Source organism: Neorhizobium huautlense, from assembly GCF_030811685.1.
Classification (GTDB): Bacteria; Pseudomonadota; Alphaproteobacteria; order Rhizobiales; family Rhizobiaceae; genus Neorhizobium; species Neorhizobium huautlense_A.
This window is the reverse complement of the sequence record NZ_JAUSRF010000007.1, coordinates 105819-121693: the sequence shown is the minus strand read 5'-3', so window position 1 is coordinate 121693 and position 15875 is coordinate 105819. Positions and strand designations below refer to the sequence as shown.

The 15875-nt window shown below is 59.6% G+C and carries 17 protein-coding genes; all 17 read left to right on the top strand.

The window, feature by feature from the left end; translation table 11 throughout:
- Positions 1 to 11: 11 nt before the first annotated feature.
- The 17 genes from flgK to J2T09_RS12340 all read left to right on the top strand — a co-directional run bounded on the left by flgK (position 12) and on the right by J2T09_RS12340 (position 15875).
- On the top strand, positions 12 to 1541 hold the full coding sequence (gene flgK, locus J2T09_RS12420; RefSeq protein WP_306834780.1) for a flagellar hook-associated protein FlgK: 1530 nt from the start codon (positions 12 to 14) through the stop codon (positions 1539 to 1541).
- A gap of 2 nt (positions 1542 to 1543) precedes the next feature.
- The gene (locus J2T09_RS12415) at positions 1544 to 2566 is read left to right on the top strand and encodes a flagellar hook-associated family protein (RefSeq protein WP_306834778.1); all 1023 of its coding nucleotides are present in this window, start codon (positions 1544 to 1546) and stop codon (positions 2564 to 2566) included.
- Between the two features lie 37 nt (positions 2567 to 2603).
- A complete protein-coding gene (gene flaF / locus J2T09_RS12410; protein WP_306834776.1) occupies positions 2604 to 2951 on the top strand; it encodes a flagellar biosynthesis regulator FlaF in 348 nt (115 codons plus the stop codon).
- Positions 2948 to 3397 (top strand): flagellar biosynthesis repressor FlbT, encoded by a 450-nt coding sequence (flbT, locus tag J2T09_RS12405; protein WP_306834775.1) that lies wholly within the window; start codon positions 2948 to 2950, stop codon positions 3395 to 3397. The genes flaF and flbT overlap by 4 nt, the downstream gene beginning before the upstream one ends.
- Positions 3388 to 3945 (top strand): flagellar hook assembly protein FlgD, encoded by a 558-nt coding sequence (gene flgD, locus J2T09_RS12400; protein WP_306834772.1) that lies wholly within the window; start codon positions 3388 to 3390, stop codon positions 3943 to 3945. The genes flbT and flgD overlap by 10 nt, the downstream gene beginning before the upstream one ends.
- Before the next feature lie 64 nt (positions 3946 to 4009).
- Positions 4010 to 4276 (top strand): flagellar biosynthesis protein FliQ, encoded by a 267-nt coding sequence (gene fliQ, locus J2T09_RS12395; RefSeq protein ID WP_306834770.1) that lies wholly within the window; start codon positions 4010 to 4012, stop codon positions 4274 to 4276.
- A 110-nt stretch (positions 4277 to 4386) separates the two neighbouring features.
- Positions 4387 to 6474: a flagellar biosynthesis protein FlhA gene (gene flhA, locus J2T09_RS12390; protein ID WP_306834768.1), complete on the top strand. Its 2088-nt coding sequence runs from the start codon at positions 4387 to 4389 to the stop codon at positions 6472 to 6474.
- A 53-nt stretch (positions 6475 to 6527) separates the two neighbouring features.
- Positions 6528 to 7289: a flagellar biosynthetic protein FliR gene (fliR, locus tag J2T09_RS12385; protein ID WP_306835298.1), complete on the top strand. Its 762-nt coding sequence runs from the start codon at positions 6528 to 6530 to the stop codon at positions 7287 to 7289.
- 9 nt (positions 7290 to 7298) lie between these two features.
- Positions 7299 to 7709, top strand: coding sequence for a hypothetical protein (locus tag J2T09_RS12380; protein WP_306834766.1), 411 nt, complete (start codon positions 7299 to 7301; stop codon positions 7707 to 7709).
- Between the two features lie 131 nt (positions 7710 to 7840).
- Positions 7841 to 8389, top strand: coding sequence for a rod-binding protein (locus J2T09_RS12375; RefSeq protein WP_306834764.1), 549 nt, complete (start codon positions 7841 to 7843; stop codon positions 8387 to 8389).
- 25 nt (positions 8390 to 8414) lie between these two features.
- The gene (locus tag J2T09_RS12370; RefSeq protein WP_306835296.1) at positions 8415 to 8780 is read left to right on the top strand and encodes a hypothetical protein; all 366 of its coding nucleotides are present in this window, start codon (positions 8415 to 8417) and stop codon (positions 8778 to 8780) included.
- Complete coding sequence (locus tag J2T09_RS12365; RefSeq protein WP_306834762.1) at positions 8780 to 9325, top strand: hypothetical protein; 546 nt, start codon at positions 8780 to 8782, stop codon at positions 9323 to 9325. Before J2T09_RS12370 ends, J2T09_RS12365 begins: the two co-directional genes overlap by 1 nt.
- Before the next feature lie 149 nt (positions 9326 to 9474).
- Positions 9475 to 10128, top strand: a complete 654-nt coding sequence (locus J2T09_RS12360) for a hypothetical protein (protein ID WP_306834760.1) — start codon at positions 9475 to 9477, stop codon at positions 10126 to 10128.
- A gap of 113 nt (positions 10129 to 10241) precedes the next feature.
- Positions 10242 to 12059, top strand: coding sequence for a hypothetical protein (locus J2T09_RS12355; RefSeq protein ID WP_306834758.1), 1818 nt, complete (start codon positions 10242 to 10244; stop codon positions 12057 to 12059).
- Between the two features lie 140 nt (positions 12060 to 12199).
- Positions 12200 to 13099: a bifunctional methylenetetrahydrofolate dehydrogenase/methenyltetrahydrofolate cyclohydrolase FolD gene (folD, locus tag J2T09_RS12350; RefSeq protein ID WP_306834756.1), complete on the top strand. Its 900-nt coding sequence runs from the start codon at positions 12200 to 12202 to the stop codon at positions 13097 to 13099.
- Between the two features lie 120 nt (positions 13100 to 13219).
- Positions 13220 to 14581, top strand: a complete 1362-nt coding sequence (locus tag J2T09_RS12345) for an ABC transporter substrate-binding protein (protein ID WP_306834754.1) — start codon at positions 13220 to 13222, stop codon at positions 14579 to 14581.
- A gap of 280 nt (positions 14582 to 14861) precedes the next feature.
- Entirely contained in the window at positions 14862 to 15875 is a 1014-nt protein-coding gene (locus J2T09_RS12340; protein WP_306834752.1) for a carbohydrate ABC transporter permease, read from the top strand.

Here is a 15875-nt window from a genome sequence, read left to right as displayed (position 1 = left end):
AGGTTAGATAGATGTCGATTAGTTCAGCGATTTCCACTGCCCAGCAGATCTTCAACAACACCGGCACGCAAACGTCGGTGACGTCGACGAACATCGCCAATACCCAGAACGCCAACTATGCGAAGCGTACTGCGGTCCTGGTCAGCAATGGCAGTGGTGCGCTGGTCGCCATGACATCGCGCGAGCAGAATCAGCCGCTGTTGCGGCAGACGATTGCAAGCACGTCGCTGGCAAGTGGCCAGTCGACGCTGGCGACGGGTCTCGAAGAGATCCGCAGCCTGCTCGGCGGCAACGACTACGAAACCTCGATGAGCACGAAGATGACGGCGTTGCTCAACAATATCGGCGCCTACGCGGCAAAGCCGAGCGAAGCAACGCTTGCATCGACCGTGGTGTCGTCGGCCCAGGATGTCGTCAACACGCTGAACACGACCTCCAGCGAACTTCAGGCCATCCGCGCCCGCGCGGATGCCGAAATCAAGACCCAGGTGGACAAGCTCAACAACCTGCTTGGCCAGTTCGAGACCGCCAACACGGCGATCATGCAGGCCGAGGCGATCGGCAAGCAGAACAACGACGCGCTCGATACCCGCGACTCGTTGGTCAAGCAGATTTCCGAGATCACCGGCGTTTCGTCGACGATCCGCGCCGGCAACGACATGGCGCTCTACACGAGCGACGGCACGACGCTGTTCGAGACCATCCCGCGCACGGTCGGCTTTACCGCCACCAAGACCTATACCGCAGCGATGACCGGTTCTGCCGTCACCATCGACGGGGTGGCTGTCAAGGCCGGCGTCGGCGGCGACACCAGCGCCAGCGGTTCGCTCCAGGCGCTCTTGCAGATCCGTGACGATGTCGCACCGAAATACCAGAGCCAGCTGGATGAAATGGCGCGTGGCCTGATCACCGCCTTTGCAGAAGCCTTGCCGTCTGACCCGGAAGGTACGTTCGGTGCCATTGCGGGACTGTTCACCTACAAGGACGCAAGTGGCGTCGAGCAGTTTGATGTTCCCGCCAGTGGCATGGTTGACCACGATTACGACAATGACGGCATCATTGATGCCACCTTGCCCGGTTCATCCGGCCTGGGTGGGCGCATCATGGTTAATTCTGCGCTGGTTCCGCCCACAGGTGTGCCAACTTTGCTCCGTGATGGTGGCATTAATGGTGACGCCAGTTACGAATGGAATACCAATAAAGACTCTAGTTATTCCGCCCTGCTCGACAGATATGTCCAGATGATGCAGGCTAATCAGAGCTTTGATGAGATATCCGGCGGTACCGATATCGACCTGATGTCCTATGCATCGGATTCGACCGGCTGGCTCGAGGCCCTGCGCAGCTCATCGACCACGGCCACTGAAACCAAGTCAGCCATGCAGTCTCGCGCCGCTGAAGCCCTGTCTTCGGAGACGGGCGTCAGCCTCGATGAAGAGCTCTCGCTGCTTCTCGACATCGAGCAGTCCTACAAGGCAGCAACGAAGCTTGTCAGCACGATCGATGAAATGATCAGTGCCCTTATGAACGCAGCGGGTTGATCATGAAGACCTCCTTTAGCTCCACGCATTCCATACAGACGACGCTCCTGCAAACCATGGCGCGGGCGCAGAACGATCTGGCCACCGCCAACAAAGAGGTGACGACCGGCGTCTATGCCGATCTCGGTGTCGAACTCGGCGCAAAAACCTCGCGCAGTCTCGATCTGTCCCGCGACATGCTGCGGATCGAATCGCAGATGACCACCAATTCCATCGCGACCCAGCGCCTGACCTCTTCCGAGGAAGCGCTGTCGCAGCTCGCCGATATCAGCCAGGGCGTCATGGATTCGCTGGTCGGTCTGAGCTCCTCCTCCTCCACGCTCGACGTGGCGCGCGCGACGATTACCTCGGCGCTCAATTCCTTCACGGATGTCGCCAATACCTCGGTCAGCGGCGAATATCTGTTTTCCGGCACCAACAGCGACGTCAAGCCGATGTTGTCCTATGAGGCAGGCTCGGCACTGGATCTGGCTCTGACGGCTTTCGAAAGCGGTTATCCGGACCCGTCGACCATGACGGCAGCCGAGATGAGCGCCTTCCTGGGCGATCTTCAGGCGCAGTTCAACGACGACACGTTCTGGAGCGACCATGTGTCCGCAGCCAGCGACGCGAACATCACGACGCGCATCAGCCCCACGGAAGTGATCGACACCTCGACCAACGCCAATAACCAGGGCTTCCGGGCCTTCGTCTTTGCGTCCGTGATCTCGGCGCGATACCTGACCAACGATATTCCGGAAGCGACGCGTGTGTCGGTCACGGAAAGTGCGACGGCTTCCATCGGCAAGGCGATTTCCGGCCTCAACGACCAGCGTTCGGCGATCGGTCTTTCGACCGAGCGCGTCAGCAAGGCGACGGGTTCGCTCTCCGATCAGAAGGTTATCATCGAAACGCATATCAACGAGCTGCAGGGGGTCGATGTCTACGAGGCTTCCACCCGCGTCAGCGCGCTGCAGTCACTGCTTGAGGCATCCTACACACTGACATCGCGGATCCAGCAGCTGAGCCTTGTGAATTACCTTTGATGCAAAAGGTAAGTAATTGAAAATAAAGGGTACATGAATGTTCCAATTTTCATATGCCGAGATCATGAAGGATGACGTCGCCGACGCCAAAGCGCGTGAACGGCAGACGCTCGATCGGTCGATCGAACTCCTTCAGGCCGCTCGCGCAGACAACGGCCACTCCCGTTCGACGGTCGAGGCGCTGTTCTACACGAGACGGGTCTGGATCCGGTTCATCGAAGATCTTCGACAGCCGGAAAACGAGCTGAATACCGAACTGCGCGCCAATCTGATCTCCATCGCCATCTGGATCTTGAAGGAATGCGAAAAGATCAGGCGGCGCCAGTCCGACAATTTCCAAGGCATTATCGACGTAACCACCATCATCAGGGATGGCATTAAATGAAAAGCACTCTGCGTATCTCGCTCAAGTCCGGCGAACGAATCTTCATCAATGGTGCGGTTCTGCGCGTCGATCGTAAGGTTGCCCTGGAATTCCTCAACGACGTCACCTTCCTTCTGGAAAACCACGTCCTTCAGCCCCAGGATGCCACCACGCCGCTGCGTCAGCTCTATTTCATCGCCCAGATGATCCTGATCAATCCGGAAGGAAAGGATCAGTCGATGGCGATGTTCAAGAAGTCGATCGCCATGCTGCTCACCTGCTTCCAGGACGCCGAAGTCCTGGCGGAACTGAAGCGCATCGACGCCATGGTCGCTTCCGGCCGTGCCTTCGATGCTCTCAAGGCCATCCGCAGCCTCTACCCGGCTGAAGACCGCATTCTCAACAACAACGAGATCGCGCCGGCCATGGTCGAGAGCATTCGCAAGGAAATCGCGCCATGGCGATAGATCCTACCGCGTCAGCGACCACACCCAAGGTCGATACGACGACGGCATCCAACCCCTGGGCCAATGCCGGCGCCTCCAATACCGATGCCAACAAGGCCGCGCTGAACTATGACAGCTTTCTTCAGCTGCTGATCGCGCAGATGAAGAACCAGGACCCGACGGATCCGATGGATGCGTCGGAACAGGTTTCGCAGCTGGCATCGTTCTCGCAGGTCGAGCAGACGATCCAGACCAACAAGCACCTGAAGAGCATGCTTCAGGCCGAAGCCCTGACCAAGGCGGGTGATCTCGTCGGCAAGTACATCATGAGTGCCGACGACAAGACCATGGGCAAGGTCAAGGAAGCCCAGGTCTATGCCGATGGCGTGATTGCCATCACGGAGAAGGGTGACAAGGTTCTGCTTCAGGCCGGCGTCGTTATCTCGGACAGAGAGATCACGGCCACTGTCGATGAAGACAAGGACGGCAAGGAAGACGAAGTCACCACCCCGGTCGTCAAGGATCCGGATACCGGCCTGCCGGTGGAAGAACAGACCTCGACGGGTTAACACGCCGGCGATACAACGGGCCAACGCTAAGGCCGCGGATGATTCGCGGCCCCGGAGAGCTCCGATGAATGAAGCCGACGCCCTTGAGATCCTGCAGGCGGCGATCAGGACGGTCCTGATCGCTTCCGGCCCCGCCGTTCTGGCGGCGATGATCGTCGGCGTCGGCATCGCCTTCCTGCAGGCGCTCACGCAGATTCAGGAAATGACGCTGACCTTTGTTCCGAAGATCGTCGCCATCCTCGTCACCATCGCCATCTCGGCGCCCTTCATCGGTGGTCAGGTCTATCTCTTCGCCGAAATGGTGTTTTCCCGCGTTCAGACAGGCTTCTGATCGCCCTTTCGGCGTGACGGCATTTTCGCGCAAGCTTCGTTCTCTAAGACGCATGGTGAACTGGCGGGGTTGTGTATCCCGTCGCCTTCTCATGAAGAGACGGAAGACCCATGGCGCAACCACCTGCACTGTCCATTCCGAAGGTAAACCCGAGCGGCCGCGATATCGGCTTCGCGACGGGTATCATCGCGATCCTCTGCATCCTTTTCCTGCCGATCCCGACATTCCTGATCGACCTCGGTCTGGCTTTCTCGATCGCGTTTTCGGTGCTGATCCTGATGGTGGCCCTGTGGATCCAGAAGCCGCTGGATTTTTCGTCCTTTCCGACCATCCTTCTGATCTCAACCATGGTGCGCCTGTCGCTCAATATCGCGACGACGCGTGTGATCCTGTCGCACGGTCACCAGGGGCATGACGCCGCCGGCGGCGTGATCGCCGGTTTTGCCTCGCTGGTGATGTCGGGCGACTTCCTGATCGGTCTGATCGTCTTCATGATCCTGGTCACGGTCAACTTCATCGTCATCACCAAGGGCGCCACCCGTATCGCGGAAGTCGGCGCCCGCTTCACCCTTGACGGTATTCCCGGCAAGCAGATGTCGATCGACGCCGACCTTGCTGCCGGCACGATCGACGAGAAGGAGGCGCAGCGCCGCCGCTCCGAACTCGAAGAAGAAAGCATGTTCTTCGGCGCCATGGACGGTGCCTCGAAATTCGTGCGCGGCGATGCGATCGCCGGCCTGATCATCACCGCCATCAACATTTTTGGCGGCATCATGATCGGTTATTTCCGTCATGGCATGGAAATCGGCGAAGCCGCCGACGTCTTCGTCAAACTGTCTGTCGGTGACGGTATCGTCTCGCAGATTCCGGCGCTGATCGTCTCTCTCGCGGCCGGCCTTCTCGTGTCGCGCGGCGGCACGTCCGGCCCGACCGACAAGGCCGTCGCCGACCAGCTCGGCGGTTATCCGCGCGCGCTTGCCATGTCCTCCGGCCTGATGATCGTTCTGGCACTTGTGCCGGGCCTGCCGATGCTGCCGTTCCTGGCGCTTGGCTGTGGCCTCGGCTTTGGCGCCTGGTATATCCCGCGCCAGGCGGAAGCCGAAAACCGGCTGCTGCGGGAAACCGAGGAAAAGAAGGTCGTCCAGACCAAGGAAGCCGAACGCGATAGCGTCAAGTCGGCGCTGAAAACGGCGGAAATCGAGCTGGCACTCGGCAAGCAGGTCTCCACCCGTCTGCTCGGTGCGCATCAGGAACTGGCCTTCCGCGTCGGCAAGATGCGCAAGAAATTCGCCACTCAATACGGATTTGTGGTGCCGGAAATCAAGGTTGCCGACGATATCTCCATCCCGGAAAAGTCCTACCAGATCCGTATCCACGGCACGACGATCGCGTCCAACACGCTGCGCGTCGGCGATGTCATCGTCGTCACCGGTTCCGGCCGCAAGCCTTCCATTCCGGGCGACGAGATCCGCGAACCCGCTTTCGGCATGCCGGCCGTGGCGATCCTCGAAAACTTTGCCGAAGATCTGAAGCGCGAAGGTTTCCACCCGATCGACAACGTTTCGGTGGTTCTGACGCACATGTCGGAAGTGATCCGCAACAACCTGCCGCAGCTTTTGTCCTACAAGGACCTTAAGATCCTCATCGATCGCATGGACCCGGAATACAAGAAGCTGGCCGACGAGATCTGCTCGTCGCACATGTCCTATTCGGGCCTGCAGGCGGTGCTGAAACTGCTGCTCGCCGAGCGCGTCTCGATCCGCAACCTGCATCTCATCCTCGAAGCGGTGGCCGAACTCGCCCCGCATGTCAGGAAGACCGAGCAGATCGTCGAGCATGTGCGCGTGCGCATGTCGCAGCAGCTCTGCGGCGATCTGGCCGACAATGGCGTGCTGCGCGTGCTTCGTCTCGGCAGCAAGTGGGACATGATCTTCCATCAGGCGCTGAAGCGCGACGCCAAGGGCGAAGTCGTCGAATTCGACATCGATCCGCGGGCTCTGGAAGAGTTTTCCGAGCAGGCGAGCCAAACAATCCGTGAATTCATGGACCGCGGCCTGCCATTCGTTCTTGTCACGTCCCCGGAAACGCGCTCCTATGTGCGCATGATCATCGAGCGCCTGTTCGCAACGCTTCCGGTCCTTTCCCATGTGGAACTGGCCAAGGGGCTGGAGATCAAGATTCTCGGCGCCATTTCGTGACGGCATGCGCGGCTGGAAAAAGCCGCGCCAAAACCGTCATCAAGGAAGTCACCATGTTCAGCGGCCCGATAGACGCGCAAGGCATCATACTGACGCTGTTCCTGTGCTTCTGCCGCATGGGCGCCTGCATCATGGTCATGCCCGGCTTTTCCAGTGCCCGCATTCCGCTGCAGGTCCGGCTTCTGGTGGCCATCGCCATTGCCATGGCCATCATGCCGGTCCTTTGGGACACGATCTATCCGCGGGTTGCCAATCCCGGTCCGATCTATGTCGGTCTCGTTTTTTCCGAAGCCTTAGTCGGCGTCATCTACGGCCTGATTGCACGCATCTATGTGATCGGCATGCAGTTCGCCGGCACGATCATCAGCCTGTCGATTGGTTTCAACGCGCCGGGCGGCAGCGATATCCTTGAGGATTTTCCGGAAAACCAGCTGATCAACCTGCTCAGCTTCGGCGCTCTGATGGTGCTGTTCCTGCTGGATTTCCATCACATCATGTTCCGTGCGCTGGTCGATTCCTATGGGGTGACGCCGGTCGGCGCCCTCATCGAGCCGCAGAAGATGCTGATCACGCTGACAGACACGCTGCGCGCCTCGACGATGATCATGCTGCGGCTGGCGGGGCCCTTCCTGCTGTTCGGCATGATGTTCAACATTGCCATCGGCCTCGTGAACAAGCTGGCGCCGCAGGTGCCGGTATCCTTCATCTCGGCGCCGTTCCTGCTGTTCGGCGGGCTTTTCCTGCTTTACCTGTCCATCGGTGCGATGATCCGGCAGTTCGCCGATGGTTTCGTGCCGGTCTTCACGTCATTCTGAGGGTGAACCATGGCCGGCGGCGAACAGACACGATCGAAAAAACTCAAACGGCTCGTCAATCTGCAACGGCATCTCGAAAAGATGGCCGAGAACGAACTGGCCGCTACCGGCCGCCAGCTCGTCGAGGTCAACCAGTCCAAGGAAAGGGTGATCGAGGCGATCGGTTCGGTTACCCCCATCCATATCCAGTTCTCGCACAATTATGCCGGCCGTTTCGGCAAGCTGATGGTGCGCGAGAAGCAGCTGACAGACATCCAGAAGGCGCAGGAAGTGCGCGTCATCAAGGAACGCACCAAGGGCGACCGTCTGGAAGACCAGATGAAGGAAGCACGTGAAGCTGAAGATCGCGAAAAGGATGATAACGCCATCTATGATCTTCTGGAGATCACGCTTTCGACCGGCGGAACCAAGTCTTACTGACGACGATACATAGTATCGGTCAGTTTTTGCGGAAAATTCCGTCTAAATTTCGGTTTTCGATTTTCGCGCCAGCCTGCAGCAAGCTTCACCCGGCATAGTCCGCTCCAAGTTTTCTTAAATCAGGAGCTGACGTGGCTATATCTCCTCCAAGCGACCTCGTGCTTGACGTGCTTCGCGCCGCCGACCCGGTGGATGTGCAGGCAGCGCAGGCCAAGCTGAAGGCCAACAGGGCCGCCTTTGCCGCCAACAGCCTTGCCGAAGCCGGTGCCGGTTTTGGCGCTGCCATGGACACGACTGCAATGAAGGCCGGTCTCGGCCGCATCGACAAGTCCGCCAAGATGGCCGACATGCCGGAGGAATATCGCAAGTTCGAAGCCTCGGTTCTGCAGAGCTTCGTCAACACCATGATGCCGAGCGACAGTGAAAACGTCTACGGCAAGGGTTCTGCCGGCGAGTTCTGGAAGAGCATGATGTCGGAACAGATCGCCGACCGGATGTCGCAGACCGGCGGGATCGGCATTGCCGAACAGATGTATGCGCAGGCGCTGGATCGCCTGGACTCGAAGAAGGCGCTCAACGCCGAGACCGATGAGAACGCCCGTGCCCGCGCAACCGGCGCGATCGAGGATTTTCAGCGTCGCACGCTGAAGACGGAAGAAATGAAGAGGGAGGGGGCTTGATATGACGAAAACAGGAATGGAACATATGGAAGTGGTTTCGAGCGATTATCGCATCAAGACGGTACTTGGCCGCCTGGAGATGATCATCGAGAATGAGAACCAGCGGATCGGCCATGATCCGGAATTCGATTTCAAGGTATCGAACGCGCACAAGAGCCGCTGCCTGTATGAACTGACCATGCTGTTCCGCAGCGCCGACCCGAAGGAACTGGCGGCCAATCATGTCGACCAGCTGCATGCGCTGAAGGCCAAGCTCAAGGTCAATGCCCGCCGCGTCGAAGCGCATCTCAATGCCGTGCGTACGGTTGCCGATCTCCTGAAGAACGCCGTTCGCGATGCCGACGGCGACGGCACCTATACGCAGGAACAGTTCCTTTATAGCGAGGCCTGATGGTCAAGCTCATCCTCACCGGTCTCTGGGTCTGCGTCGTCACGCTCGGCGCCGTGTTCTTCTCCGTGCGCGCGTCGGCACCACCACCGCCGCTCGATGAAGAGGCCGCGCGCCTTGCCAACATGCAGGTCGTGAAAGGCGAAGTGATCAACGTGCCGCTGCTCGCCAACGGTACGGTCAACGGCTATTTCATCACCCGCATTTCCTTCCTGATGGCGAAGGAAAAGATGCATGTCGTCGCCCAGATGCCGCTGACGGAGATGATGACCGACGAGCTTTATACGCTGCTCGTCGGCAACAAGATGATCGATCTTGCCAATACCAAGGCATTTCAGCTCGAAGCCTTCAAGGGCAAGATCAAGGAAGGCCTGAACGCCAAGATGGGCGAAGGCACCGTTACCGACGTGATGGTCGAGCAGATCGACTATCTCGGCAAGGACGATATCCGCGAAAACACCTCGCGTTCGGCCAAGAACCAGGTTGCCCCGACCAAGATCGTCGAGGGCACGCCGGTTGCAGCACCTGCCAGCGGCGGCGGTCACTGACAACCGACAGGGCTGCGCCCATCGCGCGGCCCTTTCCGGTTAATGCCGGGTTAATATTTCTCATCGCATTGCTGCTGCCGGTTTAAACGGCATTTCATCAGATGGTGATACATGTTGGGACATGCATTCACCGGCTTGAAATGGCGACGATGGCACCCGTTCCCTATCCGAATTCCAGACCTGCGTCTTTCAGCCTGCTTTCGCGCCTCGAGACGAGGGGCGAATGGGCAGGTTTCGGGCAGCCAGAGGGCCTGCGTCGCCTTTTCGGCGTCAATATCTGCGACATGGGCTGGAACGAAGCCCTGACCTATGTCGAGACAATCTCCAATCTTCGCCTGAATGCGCGCGCGCTTTCCTTTGTCGATGGCCGCACGACGCTGCGCCTCTCCACATCCGCCGAAAGCCGCGCCGTGCTAGGCAATCGCATCCTGCTGCCGGCCAGCCGCACGCTGGCTTTCGCCGCGCGCCTGAAGGCGGATGGGCCGCTGAAAACCAGTTTCGAAGCGGGCGCTTTTGTCGATGCGCTGCTGACCTATGTGCCGCAGTGTCGGGTCGCGCTGGTTGGCGTCAATGCCGCGCGGCTGGATGCGACGCGTGAACGCCTGTCGGCGCACGCGCCCTGGCACGCATTCTCGGTCCTCAGCGCCGTCAATCTCGGCAGCGGCATTGCCGGCGCGCCGGATCTGGTAATCGCCGATGCGCTTGGCTATGACGAGGAACTGCGTTTCGAGCAGGCCCTGTCCCTGCGCCACAATGGCCTCATCATCATGGCCGGTGGCGCATTCGATCGGCGCAACTCCTAGTCATTTATAAGTGTGATGATTGCGCTCTTTAGGTGCGTCTGTGCGCCTCGTTAACGATTTGTTTGCCAGGAAACTTTAGCATGTCTTAATCATGGACAGGCGCGGTTGGGCAAATGTTTGCACCGGAACATAACGAGCGATCGCATCCGCTGACCGAAGCGGGCAGCGGCAAGACACGCAAGCTGCTTTTGGCGCTGACCACGTCGGCACTTGTTCTCGCCGGTGCCGCGGCGCCGCACCTGTTCGGCCACGATTTCACCCGCAAATACGCAGTGGAAACCATCATCGGCGTCGATGCAGCCGGTCTTTCCAAAACCGAAAGACAGAGCGCTATCGAAGAGGCCGGCAAGGCCGTGCGCTCTCCCGCCAATCTCGACGGCATGGCCCGCACGCTGGATCTCATCCGCGACGCCGAATTTTCCGTCGCCGGGCCGAGTGCCATCGGCGTCGTCTCCGATATCATGACCGGCAAGGCGATGACGGTATCGGCCGCCGATGCCGTGCTGCGCGAGCGCCTGTCTTCCGCCTTTACCGCCACCCCGGATGCCAGCGGCAGACGTATCGTCATTGCCGTGGAAACCGACGATGCCCGCAAGTCGACACGCATTGCCCGCGCGGTGGCGGAGCTTTATCAGCGGGAATTGTCCGGTGCGGCCGTGCGCTCGGCCAGTGCGCAGGCGGAAAACCTTGAGCGTGCCATGCAGGGCGCCGACAATGCGGTGGCCGAGGCCCTTTCGAAAAACGGTGGCCAGAGCCAGTTGCGCCGCGCCGAAGAAGAACGCCTGACGCTTGAGCAGGAGATCGCGACGCTGGAGGCCAGCGTCGGCCAATTGCGCGAGGATGCAAAAACGGTCTCCGGCACGTCCTCGTCCGACGTTCTGACCAAATCCCTGTCCTCTGCCTTCGATTATTCCGGCATCGACCAGATGCGGCAGACACATGTGGACGCCAAGCTTCTGGTCGACCAGCTTTCCGCCAGCCTCGGGCCGCGCCATCCGCGACTGCTCGCGGCACAATCCGCACTCACCGAAGCGCGCGGAAAAATCGATGCAGCGCTGATGCGGCTTTCCACCTCCCTGAAACAGCAGGAAGCGACGGCGGCCAAGGAACTGGCCGGACTGAAGGCGAAACAACAGAAAATGGCTGCCGCACCGCCGTTGCCGGAAGCGCAGGCGCTTGCCGATCTGCAGGCCAAGGCCGAAAAGGCGCGGCAGGATTATCTCTCATCCGTCCAGCGTCTCGATGCGACGGCCGTTGCCGGTCCGATTGCCGTGAAAACCGTTGCTCCGGCCAATGCCGCGACCGCCGAACCGGTCGGCCTGCCGATGTGGATGCTGTCGTCCATAGGGGCGGCGCTGGGGCTTGGTTTCGGCTTGGTGCTGGCCTTTGCCCTGCCGCGCAGGCCAGAGGAAGATGATGAGTATCTTTATGCGGTTGCCGAGGAAGAAGACGACCTGTTCGATGGCGAAGAGATAGATCTGTTGCAGCCGGCACCGGCACCCGCCGCCGTTCGCATCATCGAGCCGCCGGCCCTGGATCCAGCCATGGACCCGGCCTTTGACAAAGCGGCGTCGCAGCATGATGAAGACGAGATCTATCGTGACGATCATTTGTATGACGATCACGATATCTATGCCGAAGACGAGCCTGACGATCTGGACGAAGAGTACCGCGCCGTCGCCGCAAACAGTTCCACGCCACTGGCGGACCGTGTGCGCGAACTGCTGCTCGCCAACCGCATGAAGGAAGAAGAAACCCATCTTCCGCCGCTGGTTGCTGCCGTGATGGCGGGTGGCGTTTCCGTCGAGCCGCATTATCAGCGCGAGGCCGAGGAGGACGCACGCCAAACCGCGGCTTTGCGCGAGGACATCATGTCGCTGCGCGAACGCGTGGCCGAATTCAACGAACGCCGCGCTGCCGGACAGCGCTGATCTTTCTGGCCTCCACATCGCGTCCCAACGTCGTGAATGGCGTACTGTTTGTCCGTCCAAAAGCTTGCCATTCGCCGCATTTCCCAGCATACGCCTTCTGCTCAGGCAATGTTCACTGACATTTTGGAAGCGAGGCGCGCATGGCAACGGTAATCGACGGCAAACTGGCGGCTGAAAAGGTCATCGCCACGGTCACGCAAGCGTCCGCCGCGCTGGAAAGCCAGAAAGGTGTGCGCCCCGGTCTCGCCGTCGTCATCGTCGGTGATGATGCCGCCAGCCACACCTATGTTGCCGCCAAGAGCCGTATGGCCAAACAATGCGGCTTCAATTCCATCCAGCACAGCCTGCCCGGTGATACGACGCAAGAGGCGCTGGAAGCGCTGGTTTCCGATCTGAACGCCGATCCGGCCATTCACGGCATTCTCGTGCAATTGCCGCTGCCCAAACATCTCGACAGTGAGCGTGTGACGCAACTCGTCACGTCGGAAAAGGACGTTGACGGTCTTCACGTCGTCAACGCGGGAAAAATCGCCACCGGTGATTTCGAAACCGGCCTCGTCTCCTGCACGCCGGCCGGCTCCATGCTGCTCGTGAAGCAGGCTTTGGGCGACGATCTCTCCGGCCTCAATGCCGTCGTCATCGGCCGCTCCAACCTGTTTGGCAAGCCGATGGCGCTGCTTCTGCTCGCCGCCAATGCCACGGTGACGATGGCGCATTCGCGCAGCAAGGATTTGGCGTCCATCTGCAAAAATGCGGATATTCTGGTTGCGGCTGTTGGACGCAGCGAAATGGTCAAGGCCGATTGGGTCAAGCCCGGCGCCACGATCATCGATGTCGGCATCAACCGCATCCCGGCCCCTGAAAAGGGGGAGGGCAAAACCCGTCTGGTGGGTGATGTTGCCTTCGCGGAATGCGAAAAAGTGGCCGGATCGATCACGCCGGTGCCGGGTGGCGTTGGTCCGATGACCATTGCCATGCTGATGGCAAACACCGTGGTTGCCGCCAGCCGCGCACTGGGAGTTGCGGTTCCGAAATTCTAAGCCTTCACCGGGGGTTGACTCCTCCGCCAGCGCCTTATCTCTTCTGTAACGGTACGTTTATCGTATCGCTGTGGAGACAAGCGCGGCACGCGTCCGCGCATCATGGGCGGGAGGCTGACGATGAAACTGTCTTTTTTGATGGGAACGGCACTGGCGGCGGTTCTGGCAACGGGCGTTGTTGCGCAGGAACTGAAATTTGCGCCGGGCGAAGATGCGAAATTCAACTGGAAGAGTTTTGAGGATTTCAAGGCGGCGCATGGCGACCTCAAGGGTCAGTCGCTGACGCTGTTCGGCCCGTGGCGCGGCGAAGATGAAGTGCTGTTCAACAGCGTGCTTGCCTATTTTAATGCCGCCACCGGCATCAACGGCAAATATTCTTCCTCGGAAAACTATGAGCAGCAGATCGTCATCGATACGCAGGCCGGTTCTCCGCCCAATATCGCCATCATTCCGCAGCCCGGCCTGCTGGCCGATCTTTCGGCCAAGGGGTTTCTGACGCCGCTGGGTGAGGAAACCCAGGATTGGGTCAAGACCAATTACGGCTCCGGCGAGGACTGGATCAAATACGGCACCTATAAGGGCAAGGACGGCAAGGAGGCTTATTTCGGCTTCCCGTTCAAGGCCGATTTCAAGTCCATGGTCTGGTACGTGCCGGAAAATTTCGAGGAAGCCGGTTACGAGGTCCCCAAGACCATGGAGGACCTGTTCAAGCTGTCCGATCAGATCGTCGAGGATGGCGGTGTGCCGTGGTGCATCGGTCTCGGTTCGGGCGGCGCTACCGGCTGGCCGGCCACCGACTGGGTGGAAGACCTGATGCTGCGCCAGCAGTCGCCGGAAACCTATGACAAATGGGTGTCGAACGAGATCAAGTTCGATGATCCGGCCGTGGTCGGCGCCATCGAGGAATTCGGCAAGTTTGCGAAAAACGACAAATATGTCTCGGGTGGTGCGGCCGCTGTCGCCACCACCGATTTCCGCGACAGCCCCAAGGGCCTCTTCGACATTCCGCCAAAATGCTACCTGCACCATCAGGCCTCGTTCGTGCCGTCCTTCTTCCCGCCGGACAAGGAACTGGGCGTCGATGCGGACTTCTTCTACATGCCGACCTATGCGTCCAAGCCGGAACTCGGCACGCCGGTTCTGGGAGCGGGCACATTCTTCGCCGTCACCAAGGATTCACCGGCTGCGAAAGCCTTTATCGAATTCCTGAAGACGCCGATCGCCCATGAGGTGTGGATGGCGCAGGCCTCGTTCCTGACGCCATACAAGGGCGTGAAGCCGGAAGCCTATGCCAATGACGTTCTGCGCAAGCAGGGCGAGCTTCTGACCACGGCAACGACGTTCCGGTTCGATGCTTCCGACCAGATGCCGGGCAAGATCGGCGCCGGTGCCTTCTGGACCGGCATGATCGATTTTGTCGGCGGCAAGGATGCCAAGACGGCGGCCGGGGAGATCCAGAAGGCCTGGGATGGGTTGAAGTAGGGAACTGCTCTCGTCGGGCAAAGGAAGACCCCTCCCAACCCTCCCCTCAAGGGGGAGGGCTTAACCTAGCCGATCCGCCGAGGTTCAAATGCGCCAACGCGGGTGCCGCGAATTTTCTCCCCCCTTGTGGGGGAGATGGCCGGCAGGCCAGAGGGGGACTTCGCTGATCCGGGGTAGTGGGGCAGTTTTGCCCGGCAGTCCGGACAGGGAAAGCAGCCAAGTACGAAGACAATGACGGCGGCACCAGAACCGCAACGAACGGCACAAAGGGGAGGGAACAATGGTATCGCAGATCGTTTCGGCCATCGGCATCATGGTCGCCGGCGTGTTTGCCTGTGCGCTCTATTACTGGCTGTCAGACAAGCTTCTGTCGCTGGCGCTACCGGTGCCTGAAGGCAATGTCCGCAAGGCATCGATCAATCTCAACCGCCGCGCCACCATCCGCCCCTGGCTGTTTTTAGGGCCTGCGCTGATCCTGATTGCGGTCTATCTCGTCTATCCGGTGATCGCCACCTTCATCCTCTCCTTCTACGATCGCTCCGGTGATTATTACGTCGGCCTTGCCAATTACCGCTGGGCGTTCTTCGATCAGCAATTCCGCCAGTCGATCTTCAACAACATCCTCTGGCTTGCCGTCGTGCCGGCCGCCTGCACCTTCTTTGGCCTCGTCATCGCAGTGCTGACCGACCGCATCTGGTGGGGCAATATCGCCAAGAGCATCATCTTCATGCCGATGGCGATCTCCTTTGTCGGCGCTTCGGTCATCTGGAAATTCATCTACGAATTCCGTGGCGGCAACGAAGCACAGATCGGCCTGCTCAATGCCATCGTGAAAGCCATCGGCGGCGATCCGCAGATCTGGATTTCGCTGCCTTTCTGGAACAATTTTTTCCTGATGCTGATCCTCATCTGGATCCAGACCGGTTTTGCCATGGTCATCCTGTCGGCAGCCCTGCGCGGTATTCCGGAAGAAACCATCGAAGCGGCCGTGATCGATGGTGCCAATGGCTGGCAGATTTTCTGGAAGATCATGGTGCCGCAGATCTGGGGCACGATCGCCGTCGTCTGGACCACCATCACCATTCTGGTCCTCAAAGTCTTCGATATCGTGCTGACCATGACCAACGGGCAATGGAACACGATGGTGCTCGCCAACCTGATGTTCGACTGGATGTTCCGTGGCGGCGGCGACAGCGGCCGAAGCGCGGTCATCGCACTGGTCATCATGCTGGCCGTCACGCCGATCATGATCTGGAACATCCGTCAGGCACATCGCGATGCGGAGGGACACTGA

Excerpts from the sequence above, each read along its gene's own strand:
- flgK (WP_306834780.1), top strand. The coding sequence starts at position 12 with ATGTCGATTAGTTCAGCGATTTCCACTGCCCAGCAGATCTTCAACAAC.
- J2T09_RS12415 (WP_306834778.1), top strand. The coding sequence starts at position 1,544 with ATGAAGACCTCCTTTAGCTCCACGCATTCCATACAGACGACGCTCCTG.
- flaF (WP_306834776.1), top strand. The coding sequence starts at position 2,604 with ATGTTCCAATTTTCATATGCCGAGATCATGAAGGATGACGTCGCCGAC.
- flbT (WP_306834775.1), top strand. The coding sequence starts at position 2,948 with ATGAAAAGCACTCTGCGTATCTCGCTCAAGTCCGGCGAACGAATCTTC.
- flgD (WP_306834772.1), top strand. The coding sequence starts at position 3,388 with ATGGCGATAGATCCTACCGCGTCAGCGACCACACCCAAGGTCGATACG.
- fliQ (WP_306834770.1), top strand. The coding sequence starts at position 4,010 with ATGAATGAAGCCGACGCCCTTGAGATCCTGCAGGCGGCGATCAGGACG.
- flhA (WP_306834768.1), top strand. The coding sequence starts at position 4,387 with ATGGCGCAACCACCTGCACTGTCCATTCCGAAGGTAAACCCGAGCGGC.
- fliR (WP_306835298.1), top strand. The coding sequence starts at position 6,528 with ATGTTCAGCGGCCCGATAGACGCGCAAGGCATCATACTGACGCTGTTC.
- J2T09_RS12380 (WP_306834766.1), top strand. The coding sequence starts at position 7,299 with ATGGCCGGCGGCGAACAGACACGATCGAAAAAACTCAAACGGCTCGTC.
- J2T09_RS12370 (WP_306835296.1), top strand. The coding sequence starts at position 8,415 with ATGGAAGTGGTTTCGAGCGATTATCGCATCAAGACGGTACTTGGCCGC.
- J2T09_RS12365 (WP_306834762.1), top strand. The coding sequence starts at position 8,780 with ATGGTCAAGCTCATCCTCACCGGTCTCTGGGTCTGCGTCGTCACGCTC.
- J2T09_RS12360 (WP_306834760.1), top strand. The coding sequence starts at position 9,475 with ATGGCACCCGTTCCCTATCCGAATTCCAGACCTGCGTCTTTCAGCCTG.
- J2T09_RS12355 (WP_306834758.1), top strand. The coding sequence starts at position 10,242 with ATGTTTGCACCGGAACATAACGAGCGATCGCATCCGCTGACCGAAGCG.
- folD (WP_306834756.1), top strand. The coding sequence starts at position 12,200 with ATGGCAACGGTAATCGACGGCAAACTGGCGGCTGAAAAGGTCATCGCC.
- J2T09_RS12345 (WP_306834754.1), top strand. The coding sequence starts at position 13,220 with ATGAAACTGTCTTTTTTGATGGGAACGGCACTGGCGGCGGTTCTGGCA.
- J2T09_RS12340 (WP_306834752.1), top strand. The coding sequence starts at position 14,862 with ATGGTATCGCAGATCGTTTCGGCCATCGGCATCATGGTCGCCGGCGTG.